This is a genomic window from Micromonospora sp. LOL_025, assembly GCF_048060285.1.
GTDB lineage: Bacteria > Actinomycetota > Actinomycetes > Mycobacteriales > Micromonosporaceae > Micromonospora.
Map to the genome: position 1 here is coordinate 363549 of NZ_JBHMIR010000003.1, position 14395 is coordinate 377943.

10 protein-coding genes are annotated in these 14395 nt (G+C 75.1%); 7 read left to right on the forward strand and 3 right to left on the reverse strand.

All coding sequences use genetic code 11. From position 1 onward, the window contains the following. Positions 1-531 precede the first annotated feature (531 nt). Complete coding sequence (locus ACFHW0_RS06600; RefSeq protein WP_416606112.1) at positions 532-4029, forward strand: phosphodiester glycosidase family protein; 3498 nt, start codon at positions 532-534, stop codon at positions 4027-4029. Positions 4030-4104: 75 nt separating this feature from the next. Here the strand turns inward: ACFHW0_RS06600 and ACFHW0_RS06605 are convergent, their stop codons facing one another. Next, on the reverse strand, positions 4105-5001 hold the full coding sequence (locus ACFHW0_RS06605; protein WP_416606114.1) for an AAA family ATPase: 897 nt from the start codon (positions 4999-5001) through the stop codon (positions 4105-4107). A gap of 300 nt (positions 5002-5301) precedes the next feature. Here ACFHW0_RS06605 and rpmE point away from each other — a divergent pair, with 300 nt between their 5' ends. Together rpmE and prfA are read left to right on the forward strand one after the other, a co-directional pair. Then, complete coding sequence (gene rpmE / locus ACFHW0_RS06610; RefSeq protein WP_088998650.1) at positions 5302-5526, forward strand: 50S ribosomal protein L31; 225 nt, start codon at positions 5302-5304, stop codon at positions 5524-5526. A gap of 96 nt (positions 5527-5622) precedes the next feature. Then, positions 5623-6711 carry a peptide chain release factor 1 gene (prfA, locus tag ACFHW0_RS06615; RefSeq protein WP_416606116.1) on the forward strand — a complete coding sequence of 363 codons (1089 nt, stop codon included), beginning with the start codon at positions 5623-5625 and terminating at the stop codon, positions 6709-6711. Positions 6712-6744: 33 nt separating this feature from the next. Here the strand turns inward: prfA and ACFHW0_RS06620 are convergent, their stop codons facing one another. After that, positions 6745-8295 carry a GGDEF domain-containing protein gene (locus ACFHW0_RS06620; protein WP_416606172.1) on the reverse strand — a complete coding sequence of 517 codons (1551 nt, stop codon included), beginning with the start codon at positions 8293-8295 and terminating at the stop codon, positions 6745-6747. Positions 8296-8376: 81 nt separating this feature from the next. On the opposite strand from ACFHW0_RS06620, the gene prmC reads away from it, so the two are divergent. The 4 genes from prmC to ACFHW0_RS06640 all read left to right on the forward strand — a co-directional run bounded on the left by prmC (position 8377) and on the right by ACFHW0_RS06640 (position 12802). Continuing rightward, entirely contained in the window at positions 8377-9315 is a 939-nt protein-coding gene (prmC, locus tag ACFHW0_RS06625; RefSeq protein ID WP_416606173.1) for a peptide chain release factor N(5)-glutamine methyltransferase, read from the forward strand. After that, positions 9315-9959, forward strand: coding sequence for an L-threonylcarbamoyladenylate synthase (locus ACFHW0_RS06630; RefSeq protein ID WP_416606175.1), 645 nt, complete (start codon positions 9315-9317; stop codon positions 9957-9959). The genes prmC and ACFHW0_RS06630 overlap by 1 nt, the downstream gene beginning before the upstream one ends. Beyond that, the gene (locus ACFHW0_RS06635) at positions 9960-10571 is read left to right on the forward strand and encodes a phosphotyrosine protein phosphatase (RefSeq protein WP_416606118.1); all 612 of its coding nucleotides are present in this window, start codon (positions 9960-9962) and stop codon (positions 10569-10571) included. Between the two features lie 116 nt (positions 10572-10687). After that, entirely contained in the window at positions 10688-12802 is a 2115-nt protein-coding gene (locus ACFHW0_RS06640) for a transglycosylase domain-containing protein (protein ID WP_416606119.1), read from the forward strand. A 68-nt stretch (positions 12803-12870) separates the two neighbouring features. On the opposite strand, the gene ACFHW0_RS06645 is transcribed toward ACFHW0_RS06640, so the two are convergent. Continuing rightward, positions 12871-14364, reverse strand: coding sequence for an SDR family oxidoreductase (locus ACFHW0_RS06645; protein WP_416606120.1), 1494 nt, complete (start codon positions 14362-14364; stop codon positions 12871-12873). Between the last annotated feature and the right edge of the window lie 31 nt (positions 14365-14395).

Sequence of the window (14395 nt, forward strand, 5' to 3'; positions counted from 1 at the left end):
GTGCGAAGAGCTTCCCCGCTCGGCCGCCACCGTTGCGGCCTTCTGACCAGGCACTCTGTCGCAAGGCCCGCTCCTGTCGCACCATCCCCCGGCTCCCTTTGCTCTGCATTCGCATAAGCAACGCTTACTCGCAGTGTGCGGTGCGGTGATGGCTGCAGAGCAAAGGGGACGGAGCGGGAGTGGGCGAGGTCCACGGTCGCCCACTCTCCGTGACCCAATGTGGTGCCCGCGGCCGCGAGCGTCCGCTACGGCGGGGCGCGGGGCGGGGGGTGCGGCATGCGGGTGCGGCGGTGTGCGGCATGCGGGTGCGGCATGCGCGGCGGTGCGGCGCGGGTGCGGCGGCCGGTCCTGCCGGGACGCGGCCCCGCCTGCGCGGCGCAGGGGAAGGCGTGGTGCGGGTGCCGCCAGCCGGAGGGCGGTGCCGGCAGCGCGAGGACGGCAGCGAGGACGGCAGCCGGAAGGGTGGAGTTTTCCTTCGCTTTAGCCGGCAGCTATTGAAACTTCTATTCACCGTCCGGTTGACTGTCGCCCATGCGTACTCGCAGACGATCCGCCCGGCTCGCAGGCGTCCTGCTGCTGACGCCGCTGCTCACCCTGGCCGGCACCGTGCCGGCGAACGCCGGTGCGCCGGCGCCGGCCACCGACCCGTCCCTCACCGCGGCCGAGGACGCACCGCGTGCCTCCTCGTACTCCACGGGCTCCGTGACGCTCGCCGGCGACCCGGCTGCGAGCATGTCGGCCGCCGCGGCCCCGACCGGCGTGGAGCCGGCCGGCGGGCTGGAGACCGCGAAGACCACCCGTCCGGTCGCCCCGGGCCTCAAACTGACCTCCTTCGACCGGTACGACGCCGACGGCTGGCTGCGCGCGGACGCGCTGACCGCCGACCTCACCGGCGGCCTGACCGTGGACTACGTCAACTCCGGCGCGGTCAGCCGGGCCGAGCCGCTGCGCGGCGCCGTCGACGCGGCCCGTGCGGTCGCCGCCGTCAACGGTGACTTCTTCGACATCAACAACTCCGGTGCCGCCCAGGGCGTCGGCGTCCGCGACGGCCAGCTGGTCCAGTCCGCGGTCAACGGGCACCGCAACGCCGTCGCGATCACCACCGAGGGGCTCGGCCGGGTCATCGAGGTGAACTTCGACGGCACCGCGACCCTGCCCACCGGTCCGGTGACGCTTACCCAGTTCAACAACATGATCCAGGCGAACGGGATCGGCGTGTTCACCGCGCTCTGGGGGTCGTACACCCGGCAACGTGCGGTCGAGGGCGCCACCCGCGTCACGGAGGTCACGGTGGTCGACGGCCGCGTCGCCACCGTCGGCGGCACGGCCGGAAGCGGGGCGGTCCCGGCCGGCACCACCGTGCTGCTCGGCCGTGACGCCGGCGCGGACGCCCTCGCCGGGCTGCGCCCCGGCGACCCGGTGACGGTCGCCTACCAGCCCAAGGCGGCGGACGGCAGCACCCTGCACGCGGCCGTCGGCGGCGGCAACGTGCTGGTCCGCGACGGAGTGGTGCAGAGCATCGCCGACGCGTCGCTGGCCCCGCGCACGTCCGTCGGCTTCTCCGCCGACGGCCGCCGCATGATCATGCTGACCGTGGACGGCCGGCAGGTCGACAGCCGCGGCGTCACCCAGACCGAGATGGGCCGCATGATGGCCGAACTCGGCGCGCACCACGCGCTCAACCTCGACGGCGGCGGCTCCTCGACGCTGCTCGCCCGGGAGCCGGGCGCGGCAGCGGTGCAGGTGGAGAACAGCCCGTCCGACGGCAGTGAGCGCGCCGTGCCCAACGGCCTGGCCATCTACGCGCCCAAGGGCAGCGGCCGGCTCACCGGGTACTGGCTGGAGACCGCCAGCGACCCGACCAGCGCCCCCGGCGTCGCGCCCGTGCGCGGCGGCCGGCCCGACCGCGTCTTCCCCGGCCTGACCAGGCAACTCACCGCCGCCGGCCACGACGAGACGTACGGCCCGGCGGCCGGCGCCCCGACGTGGCGGGCCAACCCGGCGGTGCACGGCGTCGTCGACGGCAAGGGCCGCTTCCGGGCCCTGCTGCCCGGCAGCACCACGGTCACCGCCTCGCGGGGCGCGGCCCGTGGCACCCTCGACCTGACCGTGCTCGGGCCGCTGGCCCGGATCGACTCCACGGCGGACCGGGTCGGCCTGACCGGCGCGCAGGGCAGTGCGCTGTTCGGCGTCGTCGGCTACGACGCCGAGGGCAACACGGCCCCGATCGAGCCGGCCGACCTGAAGCTCGACTACGACAGGGACCTGCTGAAGATCGCCCCGACCGCCGACGGCAACCTCGCCGTCACCGCCCTGCGGGACACCGGCTCGGCGCTGGTCACCGTCCACGTCGGCCGGAGCAGCACCGTCCTGCCGGTCACCGTCGGGCTCACCGACGTGCCGGTGGCCGGCTTCGACGACGCGGCGGCCTGGAAGTTCAGCCAGGCCCGGGCCAGCGGCGCGGTCGCGCCCGCGCCGGGCCGCACCGGCACGGGCCTGAAGATGACGTACGACTTCAGCCAGTCCACCGGCACCCGGGCCGCGTACGCCGACCCGCCGGCCTGGATCACGGTCGCCGGCCAGCCGCAGGCGTTCGGCATGTGGATCCACGGCAACGGCACGGGGGAGTGGCCCAGCCTGCACCTGCACGACGCGCAGGACACCCAGCACGTGCTGCGCGGCCCGCTGATCACCTGGACGGGCTGGAAGTACGTCGAGTTCGCCGTGCCCGCCGGGGTGCAGTACCCGGTGCGGGTCCGCCGGTTCTACGTGGCGGAGACCAACGCCGCCGCGCAGTACCGCAGCGAGGTGGTCATCGACGACCTGGTGGCGAAGGTGCCGCCGACGGTCGACGCGCCGGCCGAGAAGCCGCGTACCGACCGGGTGGTGCTGCGTGACGGCACGGTGGACGGGGCGCCCTGGCGCTTCGCCGTCCTGTCCGACGCGCAGTTCGTCGCGGCGAACCCGGACAGCGACCTGGTCGCCCAGGCCCGCCGTACGCTGCGCGAGGTCAAGGCCGCGAAGCCGGACTTTCTGGTGATCAACGGCGACTTCGTGGACACCGCCTACCCGGCCGACTTCGCGCTGGCCAAGCGGCTGCTGGACGAGGAACTCGGCGGGGAACTGCCGTACTACTACGTGCCCGGCAACCACGAGATCATGGGCGCGCCGATCGCCAACTTCCGGGCCGCCTTCGGCGACACCGAGCGGACCTTCGACCACAAGGGCACCCGGTTCGTCACGCTGAACTCGTCGACCGGCTCGCTGCGCGGCGGCGGCTTCGACCAGGTGCGGATGCTGCGCGAGGCGCTCGACTCGGCGGCCGGTGACCCGGCCGTCGGCTCGGTGGTCGTGCTGCACCACCACCCGCCGCGCGACCCGAGCCCGGCCAAGGCCAGCCAGCTCGGCGACCGGAAGGAGGCGGCGCTGCTGGAGCAGTGGCTGGCCGACTTCCAGCACCGCACCGGCAAGGGTGCGGCCTTCGTCGGCGGGCACGTCGGCACCTTCCACGCCGACCGGGTCGACGGGGTGCCGTACCTGATCAACGGCAACTCGGGCAAGAACCCCTCCGCCCCCGCCGACCAGGGCGGCTTCACGGGGTGGACGGAGTTCGGGGTGGACCCGGTGAGCCCGGCCGAGGCCGACCGGGCCCGGCGCAACCCCCTCGTCGAGGGCCCCCGCTGGGTCGCCGCCGAGTTCCACGCGCACGTCGACGCGCTCGCGCTCGCCGCCCCGGCCAGCGTCGCGGTCGGCGCCCCGGCGACGGTCACCGCCGCGGTGACCCAGCCCGGCGGGCGTACGGTGCCGGTGGCGGCGCCGGTGAGCGCGGACTGGTCCGCCTCACCGAACGTGCACGTCGGCTCGATCCTCGGGCTGAAGCCCTGGCACGTGGCCCGCCTCGACCCGGCCACCGGCAAGCTCACCGCCCTGCGCCCCGGCGCGCAGGTCAAGCTCGCCGTCGACGTCAACGGCGCACGCGCCGAGGCGACCGTCACCCTGACGGCCGCCGCCGCGGCCCCCGCCGCCTAGCGGGAGGTGCGGAAGGGCCCCTTCCCCGACGCCTGGCGCGTGGGGGGAGGGGCCCTTTCCGACGCCGGTGCGGCCCTAGAAGTCGCCCTCGGCCACCTGGAAGACGGTGAGGCCGAGGGCGCGCCACATCCGCACCACCTGCTGGCGGTCGTCGAAGACGCCGACCACCCGGTAACGGTCGGCGATCTCGCGTTCGTAGATCTCCCGCTTGACCACGGAGTCCTTCCGGCTGTCGCCGACGGCGCGCAGGTGCAGCCCGAGGTAGGGAACCCGGACGTGCCGGGCCAGCCACGCCTCCGTGGCGGCGCGGGCGGTGGCGTCCCGGCCCGAGCAGAACACCACCCCGTACCCGGCGGCGTGCATCGCCCGGACCGCCGCGATCACCGCCGGGTTGGGCTCGTCCTCGGCGACGCGGGTCATGTCGTACGGGCTGCGCGAGACGTTCAGCGCGACCGTGCCGTCGATGTCGACCAGGACGATCTCCGGCGGCCCGGTCGACGGGGCGTGCACCGTGGCGGGCCGCCCCGTGCGGGCCTGCGGCACGGGCAGCGGCAGCGTACGACCCTCCAGGTAGCGCTCGTGCAGCCGGCGGATCCACGCCTCGCCGACCCGGTCGGCCTCGGGGCGGGCGGCGTCGCGGCGCAGGCACTCCACGAGCGGCACGTCGGTGAAATCGTGCACCTCGAACTCGGCGCCGTGCCGGGCGGCCAGGTCGGCCCAGTCGCGCAGGGTCCGCGACCGCAGGTTGGTGTCGTCGACGCAGACGTCGGCACGGGCCCGCAGCAGCGCCTCGACCTGCGCCCGCTGCACGACGGTGACCTGCCACTCCGCCCACTGGGTGAACAGCCGCTCGCCGTGCAGCATCCGGCGCAGGTCGTCCCGGTTGACCCGGACCACGGACGGCTGGAGCGTCCGGGCGAACGTGGTCTTGCCGGAGGCGGGCAGTCCCCGGGTGGCGATCAGGCGGGCCATCAGGTCCTCCGTGTCGTACGTCGTCGGCGGTCCCGCCGCCCGCGGCTGCGTGCCCCGGGCGGGGCACGACGCCGACGGCGGCCGTGCCGGGATGAATGCCCGGCCAGGCGTCGGGAATGCGGGAGGTGGGGCGTGCGTTGTCGATGCCGGACCAGCCGTGCGGCCCGACTGCCGGGTCGGCGTACGCCCATGGCACACTGGTCAATCGGCCACCGGTTCCGGTTCACGCCCGAGCCCGTCGCGCGCCGCGACGGACACCGACGGCGACCCGGCGACCATCCACGAGAGGACCGAGGCGAGATGAAGTCCAACATCCACCCGGAGTACGTGACCACCGAGGTCAGCTGCTCCTGCGGCAACACGTTCACCACCCGCAGCACCGCCAAGGGCGGCTCGATCCACGTCGAGACCTGCAGCGCCTGCCACCCGTTCTACACCGGCAAGCAGCGCGTCCTGGACACCGCGGGCCGGGTGGCCAAGTTCCAGCAGAAGTACGCCAAGGTTCAGGCCAAGAAGGCCAAGTAGCTCCTCGTTCGGCGCCCGCGCCCGGTTTCGTGCCGGACGCGGGCGTCGTCCGTATTCCCCTGGTCCCGTCCTCGTCGTCGAAGGAGCCTCCCCCGCATGAGCAGCGAGCGCCTGGCCGCCCTCCTCGACGAGTACGCCGAGTTGGAGAAGCGGCTGGCGGACCCGGCCATCCACGCCGACCAGGGCACCGCCCGCCGGGTCGGCCGTCGGTACGCCGAGCTGGTCCCGCTGCACAAGGCGGCCGGGGAGCTGGAGCAGGCCCGCGCCGACCTCGCCGCCGCCCGGGAACTGGCCGCCGAGGACGCGTCCTTCGCCGCCGAGGCCGAGTCGATCGCGGCGGGCCTGCCGGCGCTGGAGCAGCGGCTGTCGGAGTTGCTCATCCCGCGCGACCCGCACGACGCCAAGGACGTGATCGTCGAGATCAAGGCGGGCGAGGGCGGTGAGGAGTCCGCGCTCTTCGCCGGCGACCTGCTGCGGATGTACACCCGCTACGCCGAGCGGCGCGGCTGGGTCACCGAGGTGCTCGACGCCCAGGACTCGGACCTGGGCGGGGTGAAGGACGTCTCGCTGGCGATCAAGACCAAGGGCGTGCCCGAGGGCGGCAACGGCGTGTGGTCCCGGCTCAAGTGGGAGGGCGGCGTGCACCGGGTGCAGCGCGTACCGGTCACCGAGTCGCAGGGCCGCATCCACACGAGCGCCGCCGGGGTGCTGGTGCTGCCGGAGGCCGAGGACGTCGACGTCACCATCGACCCGAACGACCTGCGGATCGACGTGTTCCGCTCGTCGGGGCCCGGCGGCCAGTCGGTGAACACCACCGACTCGGCGGTACGGATCACGCACGTGCCGACCGGCATCGTGGTCTCCTGCCAGAACGAGAAGTCCCAGTTGCAGAACCGGGAGCAGGCGATGCGGATCCTGCGCGCCCGGCTGCTGGCGGCGGCCCAGGAGCAGGCCGACGCGGCCGCCTCGGACGCCCGCAAGGCGCAGGTGCGCACCGTGGACCGCTCCGAGCGGATCCGCACCTACAACTTTCCGCAGAACCGGATCACCGACCACCGGATCGGCTACACCGCGTACAACCTCGACCTGGCGCTCGCCGGCGACCTGGACGGGGTCCTCGACGCCCTCGTCGAGGCCGACCGCGCCGCCCGCCTCGCCGGCGACACCGAGCTGACCCGCCGCTGACCCGCCCCTCGGGGGCCGACGAAGCGCCCGGGGTCAGGAGGCGCGGGGGCGGGACTTCGCGCGGAGCATCGCGCGGTCGGCGGCCTCGAAGGCGGTGCCGAGGGCGTCGCGCAGGCCCGGACCGGTGGCGCCCACCTCGGCGAAGCCGACGCTGACCCCGACCGGGGTGCCGGGCACCAGCGACTCCCAGTCCTCCGTGCGCACCGCGGCGTCGATGCGGCGGCCCACCTCGGCGGCCTCGGTCATCCCGGCGCCGGGCAGCACCACCACGAACTCGTCCCCGCCGTAGCGGGCCACGAAGTCGCCCCGGCGCATCACCCGGTTGATCACCCCGGCGATGCGCTGGAGCACCAGGTCGCCGGAGTGGTGCCCGTGCCGGGTGTTGACGGCCTTGAAGCCGTCCAGGTCGCAGACGCCGATCACCACCCGGTCGCCGTGGGCGACCAGGGTGGCGATGTAGCGCTCCAGCCGCCGCCGGTTGGGCAGCCCGGTCAGCGGGTCGGTCAACGCCTCGCCCTCGAAGCGGGCCGCCTCGCGGCGCATCTCCTCGTGGTCGATGCGCGCGGCGATCCCGTCGATGTAGACGTCCCGCAGCCGGTCGTTGCGCTGGGCGGCCAGCCGGAACGCCAGCCGGTCGGCCCGGTGCGCGCCCGCGTGGTCGCCGGCGCGGGCCAGGGCGATGCTGCGCAGCCGGGCCGGTTCGGCCGCGCCCAGCGTCTCGGTGGAGACCTGGACGGTGTCCAGCCGGGTGACGGCCTCGATCGGCCGTCCCTCGGCGACGGCCAGGCAGACCTGGCCGAGCTGGCGCATGTCGCGGGCCCGGGCGCTGTCGCCGCCGTGGCCGAGCAGCCGGGCGGGGGCGGCCTGCGTGTCGACGTCCCACCGGTCGCCGAGGGCCGCCCGCCGGGCGGCGGCGTAGCCGTACGCGGCCAGGCTGCTCGGGCGCAGTTTCCCGGCCCGCCCGCTGCGCCGGAACCGGTCCAGGTCGGCGGCGACGTCCCGCAGCACCCGCAGGCAGCCGTCGCTGTCGCCGTTGTGGTCCAGCGCCACGGCGTTGCGCAGCCGGATCCCGGGGGCGGCGAAGGTCTCCTCCGGGATCTCGGCGGCGCTGCCGAGCTGCCGGGCCCGTTCGATCGCGCCCAGGGCGTAGCCGTGGAAGCTGAGGTACGAGTAGGCCATCGCCAGGTCGTGCCAGCCCCACGCGGTGTCCCGGTCGGGGTCCTCCACCGCGCCCAGCGCCCGGGCGGCCTTCACCAGGTGGGTGACGCAGCGGTCCAGCGCCCCCTGGTGGTGTGCGGCGAGGGCGGCCAGCGCGTTGAGGTGCCCGAGCAGGTAGGGCTCGGCGAGGTCGCGGACGGCGGTGGAGGCCTCCTCGACGGCCCGGGTGTACTCCGCCGTCCGCCCGAGGTTGATCACCGCGGAGAGGCGCTGCACCAGGGCGTCGGCCCGCGCGTACGGGTCGGTGGTGGTGGCGGCGACCCGGTCGAGGATCGCGTACGCCTCGGCGGACCGGCTGGACTCCTGGAGGGCCCGCGCCCGCGACAGGGCGTCAACCTGGTCGGTGACCCGGTCGAGCCAACCCACCGCGACCTCCTGTCGGTGTGCGTCCGGACGCATCCGCTCGTGATGTCCGGCGCGACGCCCCATGATTATCTCGTGACCACCGTGCCGCAACACCCGTCCGAAGGGACGAGACGGCAGCGCCCTTCCGTGGCGTTGGCCCGGGCGTCCCGGGCCCTCGCCGACGCCGGGGTCGCCTCGGCCCGCGCCGAGGCGGAGCAGTTGGCCGCGTACGTGCTGGCGGTGCCCCGCGGGCGGCTGGCGCTGGCCGACGACTTCACGGCCGACCAGCTCGACCGGTTCGACGAGCTGGTCGCGCGGCGGGCCGGGCGGGAACCGTTGCAGCATCTCACGGGCAGCGCCGGCTTCCGGCACCTGGAACTGGCCGTCGGGCCGGGCGTCTTCGTGCCCCGGCCGGAGACCGAGCTGCTCGCCGGCTGGGGGATCACGCAGGGCCGACGCCTGGGCGCCGCGCTGGTGGTGGACCTGTGCAGCGGCTCGGGGGCGATCGCGCTCTCGGTGGCCCAGGAGCTGCCGGCGGCCCGGGTGGTGGCGGTGGAACGGTCGGCGGCGGCGCTGCCCTGGCTGCGGCGCAACGCGGCGGCCCGGGCCGCCGCGGGGGACCGGCCGATCGAGGTGGTGGCGGCGGACGTCACCGCCGCCGACCTGCTCGCCGACCTGGTGGGCCGGGTCGACGTGCTGCTCTGCAACCCGCCGTACGTGCCGTCGGGCGTGGCCGTACCCCCGGAGGTGGGGCGGCACGATCCGGCGAACGCGGTCTTCGGCGGCGCGGACGGCCTCGCGGTGATCCGCCCGGTGATCGCCCGGGCGGCGGCGCTGCTGCGCCCGGGCGGGGTGCTCGGGGTGGAGCACGACGACACGCACGGTACGGCGGTGCCCGACCTGCTCGCCGCGGACGGCCGGTTCGAGATGGTCGCCGACCACCCGGACCTGACCGGACGGCCCCGCTTCGCGACCGCGTCCCGGCGGACGGACGGCCAGCACGCCGCCGCCGCCGCGACGTGGCAGACTGACTCCTCGTGATGCTCTACGACTGCCGGTCGCCCGCCGACCGGGACCGCGGCATCGCCGCTGCCATCGAGGCGGTCAAGAACGGCGAGCTGGTCGTCCTGCCGACCGACACCGTCTACGGGATCGGCGCGGACGCGTTCACCCCGTACGCGGTCAAGGCCCTGCTGGACGCCAAGGGCGGCCGTCAGGTGCCGCCGCCCGTGCTGATCGGCTCCCGGCACACCCTCGACGGCCTGGTCTACTCGCTGCCCCAGGCGGCCCGGGACCTCGTCGAGGCGTTCTGGCCCGGGGCGCTGACCATCATCGTGGCGCACTCGCCCAGCCTGCGCTGGGACCTCGGCGACTCCTCCGGGACGGTGGCGGTGCGGATGCCGCTGCACCCGGTGGCGCTGGAGGTGCTGCGCGAGACCGGCCCGATGGCGGTCGCCTCGGCCAACAAGACCGGCCAGCCGGCCGCCCTCACCGCCGAGGAGGCCCGCGACCAGCTCTCCTACTCGGTGCGGGCCTACCTGGAGGCCGGGCCCTGCCCGGATCCGGTGCCGAGCACGATCGTGGACCTCACCGGCGAGGTGCCGCAGGTCCTCCGCCAGGGCGCCGTCGGGCTGGAGAAGCTCCGCGACGTGGTGCCCGACATCCTCGTCGGCCAGGGGGTCTGAGTGCCTCCGTTCACCGTGCTGCACGTGTGCATGGGCAACATCTGCCGGTCCCCGATGGCCGAGCGGCTGCTGGCCCTCGCCGTCCGGGAACGGCTGGCCCGCCGCGAGGTCGACCCGGACCGCGCCGACGAGCTGCTGCACAGCCACAGCGCCGGCACCGGCGGCTGGCACGCCGGCGAGGAGATGAACCCGCCGGCGTCGCGCCAGGTGACGTCCCGGGGCGGCAGCGTCGCCGGCTTCGCCGCGCGCAAGCTGCGGTCGGACCACATCGACGCCGCCGACCTCGTCCTCACCGCCACCGCCGACCAGCAGGAGTACGTGGTGGCGCTGCGGCCCGACGCCGCGTCGCGCACGTTCGTGCTGGGCGAGTTCGGCCGGCTGCTCGCCGGGGTGGACGCCGCCGCGCTGCCGGCGGCCGAGGCGACCCCCGACGCGGTGTACGCGCGCGGCGTGGCCCTGGTGGAGGCCGCCCACGCCGCCCGCCTGGGCACCACCTCGCTGCCCACGGACGACCTCGACGATCCGTGGGGGCGCGGCGACCAGTGCTTCAGCCGGATCGCCGACGAGATCGAGGAGAGCGTCCACCCCCTCGCCGCCGTGCTCCTGCCGTAACCCGCCCGAGGTACCCGCCCGCGTGAGTTTCCTGCGGGTTTGGGGGAAAGGGGCGGTCAAGAGGGACTTTCGGGTCATTCTGGGTGGGTCCTGACCGGCTCCTGCGGGGAGAGCTGATGACCCGGGCACGCCTCGACAAACTGTTCACCGTACTGATCGCCGGCGTGCTGGCCGGGCTGGCGCTCGCGGTGGCGGCCCTTCCGGCCGCGCTGGTCTTCGGCATCGGGTTCTCGGCGCTCGCCGCGCCGTACTCGGAACTGCCGAACACGCTGCGCACGCCGCCCACGCCCCAGCGTTCGAACCTCTACGCCAACGACGGCACCACGCTGATCACCTCCTTCTACCAGGAGGACCGGGTGGACGTCCCGCTGGCCGACGTGGCGCCGGTGATGCGGCAGGCGGTCATCGCCGCCGAGGACGCCCGGTTCCACGAGCACAGCGGGGTCGACCTGCGCGGCGTGGTGCGGGCCTTCACCGTCAACCGGGGGGCCGGGGAGACCCGGCAGGGCGCGTCCACGCTGACCATGCAGTACGTCCGCAACGTGCTCAGCAACGACCCCCGGCTGAGCGAGCGGCAGCGCGCCGCCGCCACCGAGCTGACCACCGCGCGCAAGATCCAGGAGATGCGGTACGCGCTGGCCCTGGAGCGGGAGCTGACCAAGGACGAGATCCTCGCCCGCTACCTCAACATCGCCTACTTCGGCGCGGGCGCGTACGGGGTGGCCGCCGCGAGCCGCCGCTACTTCTCGAAGCTGCCGGCGGAGCTCACCCTGGCCGAGGCGGCGCTGCTGGCCGGCCTGGTCCGCTCCCCGCACACCGACGACCCGATCAACGGCGACGCGGACGCCGCGCTCGCCCGCCGGGCGTACGTGCTGGACCGGCTGGTGGAGTCCGGGCAGGTCCCGGCCGAGGCGGCGGACCGGGCCAGGGCCGAGCCGTTGAAGCTGCGCCCCAGCCAGACGCCGAACGACTGCACGGCGGTGCCGGCGGAGCACAACGACTGGGGCTTCTTCTGCGACTGGTTCACCCGCTGGTGGAACGCCCAGCCGGCGTTCGGCGCGACGGTCGACGAGCGGCAGCTCACGTTGCGCCGGGGCGGGTTCTCCATCGTCTCCTCGCTCGACCCGGCGGTGCAGCGCGCCACCACCGAGCAGATCCGCCGGATCTACTCGGTGGACGACCGCCGGGCGGCGCCGACGGCGGTGGTCCAGCCCGGCACGGGCCGGGTGCTCGCGATGGCGGTGAACCGGAACTACGGCGTGGCCGCCAACCCGGCCGGGCAGAAGAACCACCCGAACACGGTCAACCAGCTGGTCGCCGGGGGCGGGGCGATCGAGGGCTACCAGGCCGGCTCCACGTTCAAGGTCTTCACGATGCTGGCCGCGCTGGAGTCCGGGCTGCCGCTGAGCACGGAGTTCGACGCGCCGGAGCGGATCATGACCGACTACTCGGTGACCGAGGCGACGGCGAGCTGCGACGGGTACTGGTGCCCGCGCAACGCCAGCGCCTCCATGGACGGTCCGCACACCATGTGGACCGCCTTCGGCGAGTCGGTCAACACGTACTTCGCCTGGCTGACCGAGCGGGTCGGCGCGGACCGGGTGGTGGAGATGGCCGAGCGGCTCGGCATCGTCTTCCGCTCCGAGGACGACGCGCGGCTGGCCCGCCACGGCGCGCGCGAGTGGGGGCCGTTCACCCTCGGCGTCTCCGCCACCACCCCGCTCGACCTGGCCGGCGCGTACGCCGCCGTGGCGGCCGAGGGCTCGTGGTGCGCGCCGCTGCCGGTCGTCTCGATCGCCGACGCCGCCGGCCGCCCGGTGGCCGCCGCGCGGCCGCACTGCCGACAGGCGGTGGACGCGGACGTGGCCCGGGCGGCGGCCGACGCGGCCCGCTGCGCGGTCGGCGACCAGTCGATGTACCGGGAGTGCGACGGCGGCACCGCGGAGGGCCTGCGCCGGCAGCTCGGCCGGCCGGTGGCGGGCAAGACGGGCAGCTCGGACGGGTACGCGACGGAGACCGTGGTCGCCTTCACCCCGCAGCTGGCGGTCGCCTCGATCGCCGCCAACCCCGACGACCCGCGCGACGCGGTCGGCCAGCGGGTGCAGCGGCAGCTGGTCGAGGCGGTGGGGGAGGTGCTCGCCTTCGCGCTGCGCGACGAGCCGGTCCGTGACTTCGTGCCGCCCAGCGAGGCGACCGCCTTCCAACTCACCGGCGCCCGCGCCGGCAACTGACCCCGGGGCCGGCACCGGCGCCCGCGCCGGTAGGTGATCCCCGCGCCGGGCGACCGGGGCCGCGTGCCTCAGCGGCGCGGGGACGCGGCTACGGGCCGGCGGGCCGCCTGCTCGGCCTGGCGGGCGATGTTGCGGGCCATCCCGCCGAAGACCACCGCGTGGAAGGGCGCCACCGCACCCCAGTACGCGTGCCCGGGCAGCCCGCGCGGCAGGAACACCGCCCGCTGCTGGTAGCGGCTGCCCTCGCCGTCCACCCGGACGACCCGCATCTCCAGCCAGGCCCGGCCCGGCAGCCGCATCTCGGCGCGCAGCCGCAGCAGCTCGCCGGGCACGATCTCCTCCACCCGCCAGAAGTCCAGCGCCTCGCCGACCTGGAGGCGGTGCGGGTCGCGCCGGCCGCGGCGCAGCCCCACGCCGCCGATCAGCCGGTCCAGCCAGCCGCGCACCGACCAGGCCAGCGGGAACGAGTACCAGCCGTGCTCACCGCCGACGCCCTCGACGACCCGCCACAGCTCCTCCGGCGGTGCGTGCACCGCCCGCTCGCGGACGTCGGTGTAGGCGGTCCCGCCCGACCACTCCGGGTCGCTGGGCAGCGGCTCGGCCGGCGCGTCGGGGCCGCTCGCGGTCGACCAGCGGGTCTCCACCTCGCCGTCGCGGACCTTCGTCAGGGCCGCCGCGACCGCCTGGTCGAAGCCGGTCAGCCCCTCCGGCGGGTCCGGCACGTAGGCGGCGATGTCGTGCTCGTGGGCGACGGCCTCGTGGACCAGGCTCTCCACCAGCGGCCGGGCGATCGCGTTGGGCACCGGCGTGACGAGCCCGACCCAGTGCGAGGAGAGCGACGGCGTCAGCGGTCGCACCGGCACGATGGTCCGTCGGCGCAGCCCGGCCACCCGCGCGTACCGCTGCATCATGTCCTCGAAGGTGAGGATGTCCGGCCCGCCGATGTCGAAGGCGCGGTTGACCTCCGGCGGCAGGCCCGCGCAACCGGCCAGGTAGCGCAGCACGTCCCGGACGGCGATGGGCTGGATCCGGTTGCGGACCCAGCGGGGGGTGACCATGGCCGGCAGCCGCTCGGTCAGGTAGCGCAGCATCTCGAACGAGGCCGACCCGGACCCGATGATCACCGCCGCCCGCAGCACCGCCGTCGGCACCCCGCTGTCGAGCAGGATCCGCCCCACCTCGGTCCGGGAGCGCAGGTGCGCCGACGGGACCTCCGAGTCCGCCGCCGGCTCCGGCCCGCCCAGGTAGACGATCCGGCGTACGCCCGCGGCCCGCGCGGCGTCGGCGAACCGGGTGGCGGCCTCCCGGTCGGCGGCCTCGAAGCCGGCCTGGCCGAGCGAGTGCACCAGGTAGTAGGCGACGTCCACGCCCTCGAACGCGGCCGGCAGCGTCTCCGGCCTGCGCAGGTCGCCCTCGACGATCTCGGTCCGCGCCGCCCACGGCACGTCCCGCAGCCGTCCCGCCTTGCGGGCGAGGCAGCGCACCGTGTGCCCCTCGGCCAGCAGCCGGGGCGCGAGGCGCCCGCCGATGTAACCCGTCGCTCCGGTGACCAGGCATCTCACGGTCTCCAGTGTGCGGCCCAATAGACTCTGG